At 67.8% G+C, this 17,014-nt stretch carries 17 protein-coding genes; 5 read left to right on the top strand and 12 right to left on the bottom strand.

Annotated features, from left to right (window positions below; genetic code table 11):
- The first annotated feature begins 5 nt into the window (after positions 1-5).
- Both ACQW02_RS21765 and hemC read left to right on the top strand, forming a co-directional pair.
- Positions 6-1,211 (top strand): geranylgeranyl diphosphate reductase, encoded by a 1,206-nt coding sequence (locus tag ACQW02_RS21765; protein ID WP_431282003.1) that lies wholly within the window; start codon positions 6-8, stop codon positions 1,209-1,211.
- A 32-nt stretch (positions 1,212-1,243) separates the two neighbouring features.
- A complete protein-coding gene (gene hemC, locus ACQW02_RS21770) occupies positions 1,244-2,290 on the top strand; it encodes a hydroxymethylbilane synthase (protein ID WP_431282004.1) in 1,047 nt (348 codons plus the stop codon).
- 41 nt (positions 2,291-2,331) lie between these two features.
- On the opposite strand, the gene ACQW02_RS21775 is transcribed toward hemC, so the two are convergent.
- Complete coding sequence (locus tag ACQW02_RS21775) at positions 2,332-2,727, bottom strand: hypothetical protein (protein ID WP_431282005.1); 396 nt, start codon at positions 2,725-2,727, stop codon at positions 2,332-2,334.
- A gap of 153 nt (positions 2,728-2,880) precedes the next feature.
- Complete coding sequence (locus ACQW02_RS21780) at positions 2,881-3,183, bottom strand: hypothetical protein (RefSeq protein WP_431282006.1); 303 nt, start codon at positions 3,181-3,183, stop codon at positions 2,881-2,883.
- Positions 3,184-3,237: 54 nt separating this feature from the next.
- Between ACQW02_RS21780 and ACQW02_RS21785 the strand changes: the two genes are divergently transcribed.
- Both ACQW02_RS21785 and ACQW02_RS21790 read left to right on the top strand, forming a co-directional pair.
- The gene (locus tag ACQW02_RS21785; protein WP_431282007.1) at positions 3,238-3,633 is read left to right on the top strand and encodes a c-type cytochrome; all 396 of its coding nucleotides are present in this window, start codon (positions 3,238-3,240) and stop codon (positions 3,631-3,633) included.
- 35 nt (positions 3,634-3,668) lie between these two features.
- The gene (locus ACQW02_RS21790) at positions 3,669-4,157 is read left to right on the top strand and encodes a TspO/MBR family protein (RefSeq protein WP_431282008.1); all 489 of its coding nucleotides are present in this window, start codon (positions 3,669-3,671) and stop codon (positions 4,155-4,157) included.
- A gap of 39 nt (positions 4,158-4,196) precedes the next feature.
- Here ACQW02_RS21790 and gyrB read toward each other — a convergent pair whose 3' ends face one another.
- From gyrB to ACQW02_RS21830, 8 genes are all read right to left on the bottom strand, one after another.
- A complete protein-coding gene (gyrB, locus tag ACQW02_RS21795; RefSeq protein WP_431282009.1) occupies positions 4,197-6,623 on the bottom strand; it encodes a DNA topoisomerase (ATP-hydrolyzing) subunit B in 2,427 nt (808 codons plus the stop codon).
- 85 nt (positions 6,624-6,708) lie between these two features.
- Positions 6,709-7,857, bottom strand: a complete 1,149-nt coding sequence (gene recF / locus ACQW02_RS21800; RefSeq protein WP_431282010.1) for a DNA replication/repair protein RecF — start codon at positions 7,855-7,857, stop codon at positions 6,709-6,711.
- A gap of 53 nt (positions 7,858-7,910) precedes the next feature.
- The gene (gene dnaN, locus ACQW02_RS21805; RefSeq protein ID WP_431282011.1) at positions 7,911-9,038 is read right to left on the bottom strand and encodes a DNA polymerase III subunit beta; all 1,128 of its coding nucleotides are present in this window, start codon (positions 9,036-9,038) and stop codon (positions 7,911-7,913) included.
- A 151-nt stretch (positions 9,039-9,189) separates the two neighbouring features.
- Positions 9,190-10,197, bottom strand: a complete 1,008-nt coding sequence (locus ACQW02_RS21810) for an SAM-dependent methyltransferase (protein WP_431282012.1) — start codon at positions 10,195-10,197, stop codon at positions 9,190-9,192.
- Between the two features lie 32 nt (positions 10,198-10,229).
- On the bottom strand, positions 10,230-11,666 hold the full coding sequence (locus ACQW02_RS21815) for a class I adenylate-forming enzyme family protein (RefSeq protein ID WP_431282013.1): 1,437 nt from the start codon (positions 11,664-11,666) through the stop codon (positions 10,230-10,232).
- Positions 11,663-12,904 carry an acyl-CoA dehydrogenase family protein gene (locus tag ACQW02_RS21820; RefSeq protein WP_431282014.1) on the bottom strand — a complete coding sequence of 414 codons (1,242 nt, stop codon included), beginning with the start codon at positions 12,902-12,904 and terminating at the stop codon, positions 11,663-11,665. Before ACQW02_RS21820 ends, ACQW02_RS21815 begins: the two co-directional genes overlap by 4 nt.
- Complete coding sequence (locus tag ACQW02_RS21825) at positions 12,901-13,659, bottom strand: alpha/beta fold hydrolase (protein ID WP_431282015.1); 759 nt, start codon at positions 13,657-13,659, stop codon at positions 12,901-12,903. The genes ACQW02_RS21820 and ACQW02_RS21825 overlap by 4 nt, the downstream gene beginning before the upstream one ends.
- Entirely contained in the window at positions 13,656-14,720 is a 1,065-nt protein-coding gene (locus ACQW02_RS21830; protein WP_431282016.1) for a 2,5-dihydroxypyridine 5,6-dioxygenase, read from the bottom strand. The genes ACQW02_RS21825 and ACQW02_RS21830 overlap by 4 nt, the downstream gene beginning before the upstream one ends.
- 48 nt (positions 14,721-14,768) lie before the next feature.
- On the opposite strand from ACQW02_RS21830, the gene ACQW02_RS21835 reads away from it, so the two are divergent.
- Positions 14,769-15,206, top strand: coding sequence for a MarR family winged helix-turn-helix transcriptional regulator (locus tag ACQW02_RS21835; protein ID WP_431282017.1), 438 nt, complete (start codon positions 14,769-14,771; stop codon positions 15,204-15,206).
- Between the two features lie 88 nt (positions 15,207-15,294).
- On the opposite strand, the gene ACQW02_RS21840 is transcribed toward ACQW02_RS21835, so the two are convergent.
- On the bottom strand, positions 15,295-15,552 hold the full coding sequence (locus ACQW02_RS21840; protein WP_431282018.1) for a high-potential iron-sulfur protein: 258 nt from the start codon (positions 15,550-15,552) through the stop codon (positions 15,295-15,297).
- A gap of 130 nt (positions 15,553-15,682) precedes the next feature.
- Positions 15,683-16,894: a 5-aminolevulinate synthase gene (gene hemA, locus ACQW02_RS21845; RefSeq protein ID WP_431282019.1), complete on the bottom strand. Its 1,212-nt coding sequence runs from the start codon at positions 16,892-16,894 to the stop codon at positions 15,683-15,685.
- Positions 16,895-17,014: the final 120 nt, after the last annotated feature.

A 17,014-nucleotide genomic window follows, 5' to 3' on the forward strand; every position in this document is an offset into this window, starting at 1 on the left:
ACGGCATGAACCGTTCCATCGAGTCCTTCGACGTGGTGGTGGTCGGTGGCGGCCCTGCCGGCGCCACCGCCGCCGACGACCTGGCGCGCCAGGGGCGCTCCGTGTTGCTGCTCGACAAGGCAGGGCGCATCAAGCCTTGCGGCGGCGCCATCCCGCCACGGCTAGTCCGTGATTTCGGTATCCCCGCCGAGCTTATTGTCGCGCGCATCACCTCGGCCCGCATGGTCGCGCCATCCGCCCGCGCGGTGGACATGCCGATCGACGAGGGTGGCTTCGTCGGCATGGTGGATCGCGACGTCTTCGATGAATGGCTGCGCACACGCGCGGAGTCGCATGGCGCGGCGCGGCGCACGGGTAGCTTTGAGGGCATCCTGCGCGACACCGATGGAACGGCCACCGTCGCCTATCGGCCGAAGGGCGCGCCGGATGACGCACCACCTGTGCACGTCCGCGCCCGCTGCGTGATCGGCGCGGATGGTGCCCGCAGCGCCGTGGGCCGCCAGGAGGTGAAGGGCGCCGAGCGCGTGCGCTGCGTCTTCGCCTATCACGAAATCCTGCGCGCCCCGCAGGGCGAGGCACCGCGCTACGACGGCCAGCGATGCGATGTCTATTACCAGGGTCGGCTTTCCCCCGATTTCTACGCCTGGATCTTTCCCCATGGCGATACGGTCAGCGTCGGTACCGGCAGCGCGCGAAAGGGCTTCTCGCTGCGCGGCTCCGTTGCCGTCCTGCGCCACGCGACCGGCCTCGACCAGATGGAAACACTCCGTCGCGAAGGTGCGCCCATTCCGCTCAAGCCACTGCGCCGTTGGGACAATGGGCGCGACGTCATCCTGGCCGGCGATGCCGCGGGCGTCGTCGCCCCGGCCTCGGGCGAGGGCATCTACTACGCCATGCTCTGCGGCCGGCTGGTGGCCGAGGCTGCCGACGCCTTCTGCCGGACCGGCGATGCGCGGCTGCTGCGGACGGCGCGCAGCCGCTTCATGCGGTTGCATGGGCGCGTGTTCTGGATTCTCGGGATTATGCAATATGTCTGGTACGCTTCGGATCGCCGGCGGGAACGCTTCGTGTCGATCTGCCAGGACGCGGATGTCCAGCGCCTCACCTGGCAGTCCTACATGAACAAGGAACTCGAGCGGCGCGATCCGCTCGCGCATCTGCGCATCTTCTTCAAAGACCTCGCGCATCTCGTCGGTCTCGCTCGGGCCTGAGGCAGCGCAACCATGCATGCGGGAGAAACCGGATGATCGCCTTTCCTGCCGGAATGCAGCACGGCCTGGCAGCACCCGCGCGGCCGCTGCGCGCCCCGATCGGTGGCGCCATGGTCCGCCCCCACCACCCAAACCTGCCGCTGCGTATCGGCACGCGCGGCTCGCCGCTCGCGCTTTGGCAGACGCGCGACTTTCTCGGCATGATCACGCGTTTCTGCCCCGTGCTGCGCGATGCCAGGGCCTTTGTGGAACACACCATCCTGACCTCCGGCGACCGCATCCAGGACCGGCCGCTGGCGGAGATCGGCGGCAAGGGGCTTTTCGCCAAGGAGATTCACGAAGCCCTGCTCGATCGCCGGATCGACTTCGCCGTGCATTCCCTGAAGGATCTAGAGACCGACCTGCCCTCCGGCATCGCGCTGGCCTGCACGCTGAAGCGGGAAGATCCGCGCGATGCCCTAATCCTTGGCCCCGGGATCGAGACGCCGTGCGATCCGGCGCATCCCTTCGCATGCCTGCCCTATGGATCAAGCGTCGCAACATCATCGGTGCGGCGACAGTCGCAGCTTCTACATGCTCGACCCGATCTGCGGATGACGCTGATGCGGGGCAACGTGCAGACGCGGCTAGCGAAGATCCATGATGGCGGCGCCGCGGCGACCTTGCTCGCGTTTGCCGGGTTGAAGCGCCTCGGCCTGGCGCAGGAAGCGGATATCGTGCTGGACGAGCAGGCGATGTTGCCTGCCGCCTGCCAGGGCATCGTCGGCGTCACCGTGCGCGAGGATGACCTGGCGCTGCGCGAATTGCTCGCCGCCATCGAGGACCCAGAGGCGCGAGCGGTGTCGCAGGCGGAGCGCGCGCTGCTTGCGGCGCTGGACGGTTCCTGCCGCACGCCGATCGGCGGTCGCGCACAGGCGCTGCCAGGCGGGCGGCTCGCGCTGGTGGGGCTGGTGGCGCGCGCGGATGGCAGCTTCCTGCTGCGTCGTGATATCGAAGGCGACCAGGTCGACGCGTCGGCGCTGGGCTATGCGCTCGGCGACAGCCTGCGACGCGACGCGCCGGCCGATATCTTCGGCTGACGGCTCAGCGCCGCGTCAGCATTCGTCATGTCAAGTGAACACTACAGCGACAAGGCGAAGGATCGGCCATTGGCAAAACTGGCAGGTCCGGAAACGTCGCGGCGCTGCACTTCATCGGCCAGCACCCGACGGAGCATAGCGATCTGGTTGTCGGGCAGGCTTGCCAGCCACAGGCGCGTGAAGCTGGCGTCGTGAACCGGGTCGAGCACATGTCGCGGAAGCCCGATCGCGTTGGCATGGGCGCGTATCTCCGCAGCACAGCGCGGACTTTCCGCGCCGATGGACCTCAGCTTGCGCTCATCGGTGGCGATCGTTGCAACGAAGGCGTCGAGTTCGGCATGCGCCCGGTCGAGCGCTTCGGCCTGTCGTGCGGTCGTCGCCTCATCCAGCGCGGCCTTGAGGGATTCATAGGCGGTGCAATAGCCGCTTTTGCTCATACCGGCCGTCCTCCTGGCGTGCACCCCGGCGGCACCCTGCGTCCGGGGCATGTCCCTTCCGCCCACATCGAGCCGCAAACAGCACCGAATGTCAATTTGATATGACACTTTGCGAATGTGTTAGTTGACATTCGAGGAATGGTGCCAAGACTCCTAAGCGTCGAGGGAGGCACGCACGTTAGCACGATGACTGCTGCGGATGCGCCAATGGAGGTCCGCGATATGAGCCAGCAACGCAGCGCCGAGCGCGAGCGCGACCCAGAGCCACGACGCGCCGGTCAGCGCGGCGCGCAAAGCCAGTGCCAGCATCATACCGGGCAGTATCAGCATGGCGATCGCCATCGCGGGGAGCCCGCGCCCCGTGCGCCGCCGATACCCACCAAGCAAGACCGCTTCGACCACCAGGCACAGGATCACCAGATCGGCGACCCTTCCGGACTGAATGAAATCCGCCATGGCGATCACCTCCTTGCCCAGCTTTCCTCCATACCCAAGCGGAGACCGCATCTCATGCGAAATGTCATCTTGGCTGCCGTAATCGGCATCGCCCCCAGTCTGTTCGCCACGGCCCATGCACAGGAGGCCGGCGATGTGGAGGCTGGCCGGCGGATCTTCAACCAATGCCGCGCCTGCCACACCATCGAACAGGGCGGTCGCAACGGCGTCGGTCCAAACCTTTACGGCATCATCGGCAGGCGGGCAGCCTCGATCGAATCCTTCCGCTACTCGGCCAACATGCGCGAACTCGGCGAGGCCGGCCACGTATGGACGATCGAGAATATTCGGCCCTACGTCACCGATCCGAAGGCGGTCGTGCCGCGCGGCATCATGTCATTCGTCGGATTGCGCAATCCGACGCAGGTGAATGATCTGCTTGCCTACCTTCAGACACAGCGGGCACCATGAGGTAGCGACCGGTCGCACGGGTGGCAGAGAACACAATGGACATCCTTGCCCTGCTTGGCTTCTTCGCCACGGCCTTCATCGTGGCCAGTTCGGGCGCGGTGTTCCGGCCGGGCCCGTGGTATGAAGCCCTACGCAAACCCGAATGGTGTCCACCCAACTGGTTGTTCGCGCCGGCCTGGAGCCTTCTCTATATCCTGATCGCGATCTCCGGCTGGCTGGTCTGGCGTAAGGTCGGCTTCGCCGCGGCCGCGCCGGCCTTCGTCCTCTATGGCGTGCAGTTCGCGCTGAATGCCGGCTGGTCAGGAATCTTCTTCGGTCTGCGGCGGATGGACATCGCCCTGTTCGAACTAGTGCTGCTGTGGATGTCCATCGCCGCGACGATCGTCGCGTTTTCGGCCCATCACGCGGGTGCCGCCTGGATGCTCGCCCCCTATCTGGCCTGGGTGACGTTTGCGGGCGTGTTGAACTACGCGATGGTTCGGCTGAATCCTCGCGACGTGCGCACCAGTCCGCGGCCCATCTGACGTCCGAGCGCCGGCGCCGCCGGCACTCGGATGGTTCGCCTACACGTCCAGGTTCGCCACTTTCAGCGCATTCCCCACGATGAACTCGCGCCGCGGTTCCACCACATCGCCCATCAGGGTGCTGAAGACCTGTTCGGCATCCTCGATATCCTCCACCCGCACCCGCAGCAGGCTGCGGATCGCGGGGTCGAGGGTGGTGTGCCAAAGCTGGTCCGGGTTCATCTCGCCCAGGCCCTTGAAGCGCTGGATCGTCAGACCGCGCCGGCCCTCGCCCAGGATGCGGTCGAGGGCGGCGAGCGGCCCGGTGGCGACCAGCGGTTCCGCGGCGCCGAAGCCGATGCGGGCCGGCGCCGCCCAGTCGGCGGCGAAGGCCTGGCCACGTTCGGCCAGCCAGCGGGCTTCCGCACTGCGCAGGGCGGCCGGGTCCAGGTGGTGACGTTCGCCGACGCCGCGGACGGTGCGGGCCATGACCAGCCCATCCTCGTCCAGCGTGACCTTCCAGCCGCGTTCCTCGGGCCGGGCCTGGGCGTCCAGGCGCTGCGCCAGGGCCTGGGCGGCGATGCCGTCGCGATGGACATCCAGGGCACCGGCGATGGCGGCCTGTTCGACGATCTCGACCGGCACGCGCGCGGCCAGGCGGCGGATGCGACTGGCCTGCTGGCGCAGGGCTTCGGTGCGTTCGCGCAACTCATCGCCCTGGAACACGGTGCCGTCGCCCAGGGTCAGCCGCGCATTGGCCAGGGCCTTTTCAAGCTGGAATTCCTCGAGGCCCCGGTCGTCCTTGATGTAACGCTCCTCCTGCCCGCGCTTGGCACGGTAGAGCGGCGGCTGCGCGATATACAGATGCCCGCGTTCGATCAACGACGGCATCTGCCGGAAGAAGAAGGTCAGCAGCAGGGTGCGGATGTGGCTGCCGTCCACGTCGGCGTCGGTCATGATGATGATACGATGATAGCGCAGCTTGCCCAGGTCGAAGCCGCCGCGATCGGTCGGGCCGGTGCCGATGCCCGTGCCCATCGCGGTGATCAGCGTGCCGATTTCCGCCGAGCCCAGCATCTTGTCGAGACGCGCGCGTTCCACGTTCAGGATCTTGCCGCGCAGCGGCAGGATCGCCTGGAAACGCCGGTCACGGCCCTGCTTGGCGGACCCGCCGGCGCTATCGCCCTCGACCAGGAACAACTCGCATTTCGCGGGGTCCTTTTCCTGGCAATCGGCCAGCTTGCCCGGCAGGGTTGCGACATCCAGCGCGGTCTTGCGGCTGACTTTCTCGCGCGCCATCTGCGCCGCCTTGCGGGCGGCGGCGGCGAGTACGACCTGGTCGATGACGATCTTGGTTTCGCGCGGATGCGTTTCGAACCAATGTTCCAGCGCGTCGGCGACGGCTTTCTGGACGACCGGCTGGACTTCGGACGAAACCAGCTTGTCCTTGGTCTGGCTGGAGAATTTCGGATCGGGCACTTTGACCGACAGAACCGCGGTCAGGCCTTCGCGCATGTCCTCGCCGGAGAGTTCGACCTTCTCCTTCTTGGCCATGTCCTCGGAGATCTTCATCACGATGCGCGTCAGCGCCTGGCGGAAACCCGCCTGGTGCGTGCCGCCGTCGCGCTGCGGGATGTTGTTGGTGAAGCACAGCGCCAATTCATGCGGGCTGGTGTTCCACCACATCGCCAGTTCGACGCGGATGCCGGATTTTTCGTCGTTCACGGCGAAGGAAATCGGCGGCTTGAAGATCGGCTCCTTGCTGCGGTCGAGCCATTCGCAGAAGGCGACAAGCCCGCCTTCGTAGTGGAACAGCGTCTCCTTCACCTCGGCATGGCGTTCGTCGCGCAACTGCACATGCAGGCCGGAGTTCAGGAAGGCCAGTTCGCGCAGGCGGCGTTCCAGGATCGCGTAGTCGAACTCGGTCTTGCTGAAGGTGGCGGGGCTTGGCTTGAAGGTCACCTCGGTGCCGCGCACATGCACCGATTTGCCGGTGATCGACAGCGGCGCCACGGCATCGCCGGTTTCGAAGCGGATGAAATGCTCGTGCCCGTCGCGCCAGATCTTCACTTCCATCCAGTCGGACAAAGCGTTGACCACGGCGGCGCCCACGCCATGCAGGCCGCCCGAGACCTTGTAGTTGGTCTGGTTGAACTTGCCGCCGGCATGCAGCCGCGTCAGCACGATCTCGGCGGCGCTGACGCCTTCCTCCGGGTGCAGGTCGACGGGGATGCCGCGGCCATCATCCGTGACCGTAACGCTGCCATCGCCGTTCAGGACCAGCGAAACGCGCGTGGCGAAGCCGGCCTGGGCCTCGTCCACGGCATTGTCCATGATCTCGAAGGCCATGTGATGCAGGCCGGAGCCGTCATCGGTGTCACCGATATACATGCCCGGCCGCTTCCGCACGGCGTCCAGCCCCCGCAGAATCGTAATGTCGGAGGCCTGGTAACCAGCCTCCTCCGGGGCGCGCAGAGGCTCACTCATGAAGGCTTGGAACTCCGCATGTCATCGGGGGATTTTCAACCGTTTCTTCTAGCGCGGATCAGCAGAAAAGGCCAGCCGACGGTGGTCAGGCGACGGCGAATCCCGGGGCGGGCGCCAGATCGCCGGGGCTTGCGACGAAACCCTGCGCCCGCGGCGCAAGCGTGCCGAAAATATCGAGGTCCGTCCCGGTCAGGAAAACCTGCGCCGGCAGCGCCGACAATGCCGCGAACAATGCCTCCCGCCGGCGTTCGTCCAGATGCACCGCCGCCTCATCCAGCAGCAGCAGGGGCGCGAAGCCGCGCGCGGCGGCGATCAGCCCGGCATGGCCGACCACGGTCGCGACCAGCAGCGCCTTGCGTTCCCCCGTGCTGCACTGGTCGGCCGGCAGGCCGGTATCGGCCTGGGCCAAGGTCAGATCGGCCTTGTGGGCGCCGGCACGGGCGCCACCGGCGGCTGCATCGACCGTGCGGCCAGCCGCCAGGGTCTCCCGCAGGCGGTCCTCCACGGCCAGCGCCGGGGCTTCGTCCAGGGCCGCCGCGATGGGGCAGGACAGCCCAAGCCGTGCCCGTGGAAAATCGCCCAGCACGCCCGCCTGCAGCAACGCGTTCAGCCTGGCGACCAGCGAGCGGCGGGATGCGGTGGCGGCGACCCCATGGCGGGCCATCGCATCCTCCAGCGCCGCCAGCCAACGATCATCCCGCCGGCCTTCCGCCAGCAGGCGGTTGCGCTGGGCCATGGCGTTGTCATGCGCGCCGATTTCGCGCGCGTGATGCGGTTCTAGCGCCCAGGTCAGGCGGTCGAGGAAGGCGCGGCGGCCGCTGGCGGTTTCCTGGAACAGCGCATCCATCTGCGGCGTCAGCCAGACGGCGGCGATATGGGCCGAAACCTCGGCCTGGGTGCGGACGGGCGTGCCGTCGATGCGAAACACCCGGCGATCGGGGGCCTCGGGCGTCGTGCCGGTGGCGATTTCGACCGCGCCCCGCGGACCCAGAACCGATGCGACGACGCCCCAGGCCGGGGCGCGGCCTTGCGCGTCGCGCCGGGCGGGGTCGCCAGGCTTGGCGCCGCGCAACCCGCGGCCTGGCGTCAGCAGGCTGATCGCCTCAAGCAGATTGGTCTTGCCGGCACCGTTGGGGCCGGCGATCACGACGATCTGCCCCAACAGCGGCACGTCCAGCGCCGCCCATGAGCGGAACGCGGTCAGCCGCAGGGCGGTCAGTCGAAGGGCAGGCATCACAAATCCCCGCCCTGGCCTACCAGCCGGGCTAAGGCGTCACCCGATGCGGCCTAGACCCGCATCGGCATGAGCACATACAGCGCATCGCCTCGGCCAGCATCCTTGACGATGGTCGGCGCGGCGCCGTCGGCAAAATGGAATTCGACCTGTTCGCTGATCTGGTCGGTGATATCGGTCAGGTACTTGGCCTGGAAGCCGATCTCCAACGGACCGGAGTCATAGGACACCAGCGCCTCGTCCAGCTCATCCTGCATCTGGCCCAGTTCCGGGCTGTTCGCCGTCAGCATCAGGTTGCCGCGGCTGACCGAAAGCTTCACAGGCCGCGACTTTTCCGTGCTGATCGAGGCGACGCGACCCACGGCATCCGCAAAAGCCTTTTTGCCGACACGGAGAATCTTGTCGTTGCCCTTGGGGATGACGCGTTCGTATTCCGGGAAGGTCCCGTCGATCAGCTTGCTGGTGAGCTGGACGGTCCCGACATCGAAGCGGATCTTGGTGTCGGACAGATGGACGGTGATCTCGTCCTGGGTTTCTTCCGCCAGCTTGCGGACTTCGGCGATCGTCTTGCGGGGCACGATGACACCCGGCATCCCGGCGGCGCCATCTGGCAGCGGCTCCTCGACACGGGCCAGGCGGTGGCCGTCCGTGGCAACAGCGCGCAGCACCTTGGTGCCGTCGGATTCCGCGGCGTGCAGGTAGATGCCGTTGAGGTAGTAGCGCGTCTCCTCCGTGCTGATGGCGAAGCGCGTGCGGTCGATCAGGTCGCGCAGCGTGCCAGCCTTCAGCGCGAATTTATGCGCCAGCTTGCCTTCGGTCATGGAGGGAAAGTCCTCCACAGGCAGCACGTTCAGATTGGCGTTGGCGCGGCCGGCGCGCAGCGTCAGCGCGGCGTCGCCACCCTTGTGGTCCAACTCGACCTTGGTGCCATCGGCCAGTTTCCGGACGATCTCATACAGGGTGCTGGCGGGGGCGGTGGTGCGCCCGGGGCGGGTCACCTCGACGCCGGCCACAGCCTCGACTACCGCGATTTCCATGTCCGTGGCGGTCAAGGTCAGCACGCCGTCCTTGGCCGACAGCATGACATTGGCCAGGATCGGGATGGTGTTGCGCTTCTCCACCACGCTCTGCACGTGGGCGAGCGCCTTCAGCAGCACCGTCCGGTCCACCGAGATCTTCATCGCCCTACCCCCAAAATGCCCTGATCCGCGCTATCCCCCGATGGGTCGCGGCGGCCCGGGCAACGGCCCAGGAGATGTGTGTGCCGGCCTGACGGCCGGCGAATCGTGGCAAACAATCTAACAGTCGGTGCCGTGCCAGCAAACAGCACCGCTACGCCGCCTTTCGCACAATCAGCCCGATCGAGGTCGCGGCATAGCCCAGCACCGATAGCTTCAGGTGCGGCGCGTCCGGCACGCGCAGCGGTCCACCCTCATAAGGATAGGGGGGCAGGTCGATGAAGCCGTCCAGCACCCCCTGGCCGGGGTCGAAATCGACCGGCAGCAACGTATGGCCCTTGGCGGCCAGGCGGCGGCCCAACTCCTCGATATGCCGGCGCTGGAACAGCACGGTGGTGCCGCGTGAGATGGTCGGCCCGTCCGGGTCGATGTTGAATTCGGTCGTGTGCACCGCGACACCGCCCGGCTTCAGGCTGTCCATCGCCTTTTCGATGAAGCGCAGCCCAGCCTCGATCGTGCCCAGGTGTTCCAGCGCGCAGACCGACCAGACGAAGTCGAAACCGCCCTGCGCCAGGTCGGGCGGGATGTTGACCATGTCGGCGGCGCGCAAGGTCACCAAGCGGTCAAAATCGGCCCGGGCAACGAGATCGGGCTGGAACAGCCGGTCCGGGGCATTGCCATGCTGGTCGGTATCGACCCATTTCGCGGCCCGCACATCGCCGATGTCGAGGTCGGTCGCCACCACCTCCACGCCCTGGCTGGCCAGGTAGGCGGGCAGGTGTTCGACACCGACGGCAAAGCCAAGGCCGCGCCGCCCCGGCTGCAGCATCTCCGCCTCCCACAACGCCTGGACAGCAAAACAGTCTTCCCAGAGCTTGCGGTGATACAGCGGCATGCAGTGCAACTGGCCGCACCAGAACCGCAGCCATTCGCTTTCGATATCGGCCTGGCGGCAGATCTGGCCGCCAAGGCCCTGCAGCACCGGCACGGTCGGCAGCGCCACGTTAGGGCCGGCAAGGCCCATGATGTAGTATTGCCGCGCCAGTTCCGTGCCGAACACCTTGGTGTTCCAGGCCTGCCAACGCGCGGCACGCCGGGGCGCCCCCAGCTTGTGCAGGGCAGAGGCGGCGTAGCGGGGGAGGAGCGACAGGCGGCTGAACACTGCCGGCTTATGGCGAAAGACCGACGCCAGGGCTACCCCGCCCCGTTTTCGTCCCTGGCCGCCAACACCCGGAGCGCCGGCATCGCGACCTTTCCCAAGGCCGTGCGCGGCAATGCCGGCACTACCACCACTGCCTGTGGATGCTTGAAGCGAGCGAGCCTGCCTTCGAAATGCGCAAGCACTGCGGCCCGGTCGAAGTCAGGTCCGGGCACGACCACCGCGACCGGCACCTCACCCCATCGGGGGTCGGGGCGGCCGCAGACCGCGCCCTCCGCGACACCGGGGGCGGTGGCGAGGACGCGCTCGACCTCGGCCGGCACGATATTCTCGCCGCCGGAGATGATCAGGTTGCCGAGACGGTCGGTGAACCACCAGCGACCCTCGGCATCGGCATGGCCGATGTCGCCGGTGGCGAACCACTCATCTCCCCGGGGTGCCAGGGCGCCAGCCTGCCAATAGCCGGAAAACAGGTTGGGGCCGCGAACGTGGATCTGCCCGTCGGCCCCGACCCGCGCCTCGGCCACCGGGCGGCCGAGAGAGCCGGGCGCTGCCCAAGCCTCCTCTTCCGTCTGCGCGATGGCGATGGGGCCGGTTTCGGTCGTGCCATAGACCTGCTGGACAGGGATATTCCGGGCATGAAAGGCGTCGATCAGGTCACGCGGCACCTCCGACGACCCGGCCCCGATCGTGCGCAGGCTGGTCAGGTCGGCCGAGGCCCAGCGCGGATGGCTCACCAGTGCCCGCATCACCGTCGGAACCAGCAGGGTCACGGTCGGGCGCTCCCGCGCCACGGTGTCGAAGAAGGCATCGGGGTCGAAGCGCGGATGCAGCGTGACCCGCGCCCCCGCACGCAGGGCCGGCAGGGTCTGGATGCACAAGCCGCCGACATGGAACATCGGCAGGACGGTCAGCACATGATCTTCGGCGGTCAGCCCGAAGAGGGCGACGGCATGGCGGGCATTGGCCTCGATCGCCGCCTGGGTCAGCACCACGCCCTTCGGGCGGCCGGAGGTGCCGCTGGTATAGACCAGCAGCAGCGGCGCATCGGCCTGCTCCTCGCCGGCGCCGATCTGCGGTCCGCCCAGCGCATCCAACGCGACATCCGACAAGTCGGACGGCACCGACACCGCGCCCTGCGGCAGCCAGGCGCGAGGCGACGCGACGCCGGGGCCGCGAAACACCAGGCGCAGCCCCGCATCCTCGGCGATCCAGCGGAGTTCCTCGGAGGCCAGGCGCCAGTTCAGCGGCGTCAGGATCACGCCGTGCCGGGCGCAGGCCAGCAGGGTCGCCAGCATCCAGGGGTCGTTGTGGCCAAACCAGCCGATGCGGTCGCCGGGGGCGATACCCTCGGCGCGCAGGCGGTCGGCGACCTCCAGCGCGGCGCCGACCAGATCCTCATGATCCCAGACCGCATCCCCCGCGGTGATCACGGGGCGGGCGTGGCGGAACCAGTCGGGCAGCGTGCTCACGCGTCGGTTTCGCCGCGTTCGTACAGAGCCTCGCGTCCGAGGCGGTCGACGCAGAGTTCGGCGGTCCAGGGCAGCATCAACCCGCCGCAGCGGCTGTCGCGGTAGATGCGTTCCAGCGGCAGCGATTTCAGCATCGCCTGGCCACCGCAGGTGCGGATGGCCAGGGTGGCGATGGCATTGGCGTTTTCCATCACGCTGTGCTGCGCGGCATAGGCGCGCAGCACCTGTTCCTTCGTCGGATCGGGGCCGGCTTCGGTGATCGACTGGAACCACAGCGCCTTGGTCTGTTCCAGCATGATGTTCATCTGCGCGACGGCGATCTGCTTGGTCGGGTACATGCGGCGCTTGACCGGGGGCGTGCCGGGTATTTCGCCGCGCAGATAGCGCACGCAGAAATCATAGGCGGCCTGGGCCAGGCCCATGTAGGTCGGCGACAAGGTCAGGAACATGTGCGGCCAGCGCGATGCCGCCTGGAAATACAGCCCGTCCGGCATCAGCGCCGCATCCCCGGCGACGAACACGTCCTTGAACAGCAGGGTGCGGCTGACCGTGCCGCGCATCCCCAAGGGGTCCCAATCGCCGGTGACGCTGACCCCCGGCGCGTCGGCCGGCACGGCCAGATACAGCGTGTCGCGGCGCGACAGGCGTTCGCCGTGGTCCTCGGTCGCCAGGATGCCGTAGCGATGGGCATGGCCGGACAGGCTGGCAAAGATCTTCTTGCCGTTCACGACAAAGCCGCCATCGACGCGCCGCGCCGTGGTGCCGAAGGCGACCCCGCCCGCCGCCGCCGCGCCGCCTTCGGAAAACGGCTGCGAATAGATCAGCCCATCGTTCAGGATGCCCGCGTAGTGTTTCTGGCGCCGCGCGAGATGCGTCGCACGCGTGGCGGGTTCCATGTCCAGGTCGTCGGTCAGCATCCCGGTCCAGAGCGTGCTGCACACATGCATGTTCCAGGTCAGCGCCGTGGCGCCGCAATGCCGGCCGAATTCGGCCGCCGCCAGGCAATAGGCCCGGAACCCCGCACCCATGCCGCCCTCGGCTTGGGGGACGCAGATTCCGAGCCAGCCTTCGCGGTGCATATCGGCGTAGTTTTCGGCGGGAAAGGCGGCGTCCCGGTCCCAGCGCGCCGCACGCGGGGCCAGGACGCGCGCGGAAAATTCCTGGGCGCGCTGGACGAGGCCCGCTTCAAACGGCGTCAGGCGCCAGGCGGCCGGGTCGAAGATCGGCGACGCGGTCATGCCGGCACGCTGTCGAGGAACCGCAGCAGGGCCGCATGGAAGGCGTCGGGCGCCTCAAGCGGCAGCAGATGGCCCGCGCCAGGGATCACCGCAAAGCGCGCGCCCAAAATGGCTTCGGCCAGGCGGGCCATGCCACGCGGGGGGGCGGTGGCATCGGCCTCGCCCGCCAGCACCAGGGTGGGGGCGGTGATGCGCGACAGGTCGGCGCGACGGTCGAAGCCGGTGAGGCAGGCCAGGGCGGCGCGATAGGCGGGCTCCGGCACCGTGGCCATCGCCGCCTGCGCGGCGGGCACCGCGGCGGGGTCGGCGGCGGGGCCGGCCATGCCGGGGACCAGATCGGCCGCGACCCCGGCCATGCCGCGCCCTTCCTCCAGCGGTTTTTGGCGCGCGGCCAGGAAGGCGTCGCGGAAGGCGGCATCCTTGCCGCCAAACGCGGCCGAGGTCGCGGCAAGGCACAAGGACCGCACGCGGTCCGGATGCGCGATGCCCATCTCGATCGCCACCATCCCGCCCATGGAATGCCCGACCACATCGGCGCGCGCGATGCCCAGGCGGTCCAGCAGCGTGACGGCGGCCGCGGCCAAGGTGCCGAAACTCATCGGGTCCAGCACAGCACCGCCGTCATAGCCCGGCATGTCCCAGGCCACGGCCCGCGCCCGCGGTGCCAGCGCGTCCAATGTGGGTTGCCAGAGACAGGCCCGCCCGCCGATCCCGTGCAGCAACAGCACGGCCCGCCCCTGCCCGGCTTCGATCACAGCAAGACACCTTCGCGCACCACGACCTCTCCATCCAGCGCGATGGTGGTGCCGAAACAGGGGATGTCGAAATGCCCCTCCGTATACCGCCCCGCGAATTCATTCGCGCCGGTCGAGAACAGGAAGTTCCCCGCGACCGCGCGCAATTCCGTGCCATTGGTGTCGCGCTGGTCGTACATGGCCAGCGCCTCATACCGCGCTCGCGGATTGGTGCCCCAGCCGACGTGGGACACGGCATAGGCCGCGCGATCGCCCCAGGCCGCAAGATAGCGCCGCATGAGTTCGGCATCGGTGCCGCTGCCTTCGATCTCCACGATGTGGTCGTCGACGATGTTCAGCCGCACCGCATCCGCCAGATAGCGCTTGAAGGTCAGGTTCACGTCGCCTGGCGCCAGCACCAGCGTGCCATTCACCGTGCCGGCGCGCGGGAAGGCGACGACCACGCCGCCCGGCCAATGCGCGACCGTGCCGGGGCGGTCCGTCCAGCCCCAGACGCCGGCGACGGCGGCCCCCGTCATGTCCACGACCAGGTCGGTGCCTGCGGCGCTGGTCACGTTCATGCGCCGGGCGGCGCGGGCGCGCGCGATGCCGGCCTTGACCGGCGCCATGTCGTCGGGGACGGGGATTAGCCGGGCCAGCGCCTCGGGGTGTTCGTTGCTGACCATCAACACCCGTGCGCCGGATTTTAGGATCGCGGGCAATTCGGGGGCATGCAGCAAGCCCTCAAGCGTCAGGTCCACCACCAGGGAGGAAGCGGCCAGCGCTGCCATCACCGCCGGATGCTGCCCCAGCGCCCGGCTGGCCCCGGTCGATCGCACCGGCACCGGGGCGGAACTCGCCGGGGTCGGCACCACGCAGCGGAAGGGCCGGCAGCCCAGCCGCAGCAGGGCGAATTCGGCCAGGTCGATGTTCAGCGCCCGCGACTGGCTTTCGGCCAGCAGGCAGACAACCTCACCCGGCGTCACCTTGCAGAGGCGGAAGACGGCGGCAAAAGCATCCAGCCAGGGGGCTTCGATCCGGTCGGTCAGCATGGGCGCATCGCAGCACGGGGCGAGATCCATGAATAGGCATGAAATGACGCGGGCTTCATACTGCGCTAGCTTCCCCCTGTGGCCCGCGAACCCCGCTTCATCGACGAGTATCTGCTCTATCTGCTGGCGCGCGCCAGCCACACCGTGTCGGCCGAGTTCCACAAGGTGTTGCGCACCCAGGATGTCGGCGTCGCCGAATGGCGCGTGCTGGCAACCCTGCATGGCAGCGGCGGGGAATCGGTGGGGGTCCTGGCCGATGCCTGCCTGATGCAACAACCCACCATGACCAAGACGCTGGACCGCATGGCGCGGGAGGGCCTGGTGGAACGCGGCGTCGATGCCGGCGATGGCCGCATCGTCCGGGTACGCCTGACCGAGCAGGGGGCCGTCGCCGCGGCGGGCCTGGTCGACGCCGCCCGCGCGCATGAAGCGACAGTCATCGCCCGGATGAGGCCGGGAGAGGCCGCGACCGTGAAAGCGCTGCTACACGGACTTTTGGCACGACACGGAGGATGAACATGCCGCCCATGGCAACGTTGCGACGAATCGTACTGGTCCTGATGGTCGTCGCCGCGATCGTGCAAATCCTGGTGATTATCTCGCGTTAAGACGGCTTGGCGGCCCATACACCGCACCAGCCGGCCGGCGCGATGGTGCCGGCGACGATGGCGCAGGCCGCCGGCGCCTGCCAGTGCAGGCAATTGTCGCAGCGCTGCGCACCCTGGGGGGTCGCCTGGTACATGACCATGGATTGCGCCATCTTTTCCTGGGCGCGGGCAGGCGCGACGACACCCGCGACGGCACCAAGGCCCGCCCCCAGGACCGCGCGATACGCGGAACGCCGGCCTATATCGTATTGCATACGAAGCATCTCCCCTTCCGGCTTGCCAGCATCGTGAACGTGGCAGCGACCCGAAAGGTTGCAACTGCGTTTGACAATAATCGCGACAAGGCGCGATTACGAATTACTCGTGGTTACTGCCAAATCCGGGTCAAGCCGCGCGTTTCAGGCTGAGTTCAGACCAGATCGTCGACAGCGCGCCGACCAGAAGATCAATATCGGCATCGGTATGCAAAGGCGACGGCGTAATGCGCAGCCGTTCCGTGCCGCGCGGCACGGTCGGATAGTTGATCGGCTGCACATAGATTCCGTAATGATCCAGCAGACGATCGCTGATGCGCTTGCACTGCACCGGGTCGCCGACCATGACCGGGACGATGTGGCTGGGGTTGTCCAGGTGCGGCACGCCCATGGCGGTCAGCCTGGCCCGCAGCAGGGCGACGCGGTTGTGCATCCGGTCACGCTCCACCGCGCTGACCTTCAAATGCTTGATACTGGCGATCGCGGCGGCGGCGCAGGCGGGCGCCATCGACGTCGTGAAGATGAAGCCCGAGGCAAAGCTGCGGATGAAGTCGCACATCGCGGCAGACCCCGCGATATAGCCGCCCACGACGCCAAAGCCCTTGGCCAGCGTGCCCTCGATGACCGTCAGCCGCGCCGACAGGCCCTCCCGTTCGGCGATGCCGCCGCCGCGCGGGCCATAGAGCCCGACCGCATGCACCTCATCGAGGTAGGTCATCGCCCCGAACTCATCCGCGACGTCGCAGATCTCCTTGATCGGCGCGATGTCGCCATCCATCGAATAGACGGATTCGAAGGCGATCAGCTTCGGCCGGTCGGGGTCGAGGTCGGCCAGCTTGCGGCGCAAATCCGCGACGTCATTGTGCGCCCAGATGCGGCGTTCGGCGCGGCTGTGGCGAATGCCCTCGATCATCGAGGCGTGGTTCAATTCATCGGACAGGACCATGCAGCCCGGGAGGCGGGAGGCCAGGGTTTCCAGCGACGCCCAGTTGGACATGTAGCCGGAGTTGAACAGCAGCGCCGCCTCGGCGCCATGCAGGTCGGCCAGTTCCTGTTCCAGGATCACATGGTAGTGGTTGGTGCCGGCGATGTTGCGCGTGCCGCCGGCGCCGGCGCCGCAGCGGTCGATCCCCTCATGCATCGCGGCCAGCACCGCCGGATGCTGCCCCATGCCAAGGTAGTCGTTCGCACACCAGACGGTGACCTGATCGGTCTTGCCGCCCTGGTGGCGCGTGGCGCGCGGAAAATCCCCCGCATGACGTTCCAGGTCAGCAAAAACGCGATAGCGGCCTTCCTGCCGAAGGCCGTCGAGCTGCTTACGGAAAAAACCCTGGTAGTCCATGACGACGCCTCCCTTCGTGCAGTTGGGCCGGGTACGCAGGTTGATCTACGCCAAAACGGTTGCGTACAGGCAGGTAGGCAACCGGGACAAGCGCGGCAACCGACAGGGCAGCATCGCGCG

This window comes from Humitalea sp. 24SJ18S-53, from assembly GCF_050632385.1.
GTDB lineage: Bacteria > Pseudomonadota > Alphaproteobacteria > Acetobacterales > Acetobacteraceae > Humitalea.

Excerpts from the sequence above, each read along its gene's own strand:
- ACQW02_RS21785 (WP_431282007.1), top strand. The coding sequence starts at position 3,238 with ATGCGAAATGTCATCTTGGCTGCCGTAATCGGCATCGCCCCCAGTCTG.
- hemA (WP_431282019.1), bottom strand. The coding sequence starts at position 16,894 with ATGGACTACCAGGGTTTTTTCCGTAAGCAGCTCGACGGCCTTCGGCAG.
- ACQW02_RS21780 (WP_431282006.1), bottom strand. The coding sequence starts at position 3,183 with ATGGCGGATTTCATTCAGTCCGGAAGGGTCGCCGATCTGGTGATCCTG.
- ACQW02_RS21790 (WP_431282008.1), top strand. The coding sequence starts at position 3,669 with ATGGACATCCTTGCCCTGCTTGGCTTCTTCGCCACGGCCTTCATCGTG.
- ACQW02_RS21830 (WP_431282016.1), bottom strand. The coding sequence starts at position 14,720 with ATGGATCTCGCCCCGTGCTGCGATGCGCCCATGCTGACCGACCGGATC.
- ACQW02_RS21820 (WP_431282014.1), bottom strand. The coding sequence starts at position 12,904 with ATGACCGCGTCGCCGATCTTCGACCCGGCCGCCTGGCGCCTGACGCCG.
- gyrB (WP_431282009.1), bottom strand. The coding sequence starts at position 6,623 with ATGAGTGAGCCTCTGCGCGCCCCGGAGGAGGCTGGTTACCAGGCCTCC.
- ACQW02_RS21840 (WP_431282018.1), bottom strand. The coding sequence starts at position 15,552 with ATGCAATACGATATAGGCCGGCGTTCCGCGTATCGCGCGGTCCTGGGG.
- ACQW02_RS21775 (WP_431282005.1), bottom strand. The coding sequence starts at position 2,727 with ATGAGCAAAAGCGGCTATTGCACCGCCTATGAATCCCTCAAGGCCGCG.
- hemC (WP_431282004.1), top strand. The coding sequence starts at position 1,244 with ATGATCGCCTTTCCTGCCGGAATGCAGCACGGCCTGGCAGCACCCGCG.
- ACQW02_RS21765 (WP_431282003.1), top strand. The coding sequence starts at position 6 with ATGAACCGTTCCATCGAGTCCTTCGACGTGGTGGTGGTCGGTGGCGGC.
- recF (WP_431282010.1), bottom strand. The coding sequence starts at position 7,857 with ATGCCTGCCCTTCGACTGACCGCCCTGCGGCTGACCGCGTTCCGCTCA.
- dnaN (WP_431282011.1), bottom strand. The coding sequence starts at position 9,038 with ATGAAGATCTCGGTGGACCGGACGGTGCTGCTGAAGGCGCTCGCCCAC.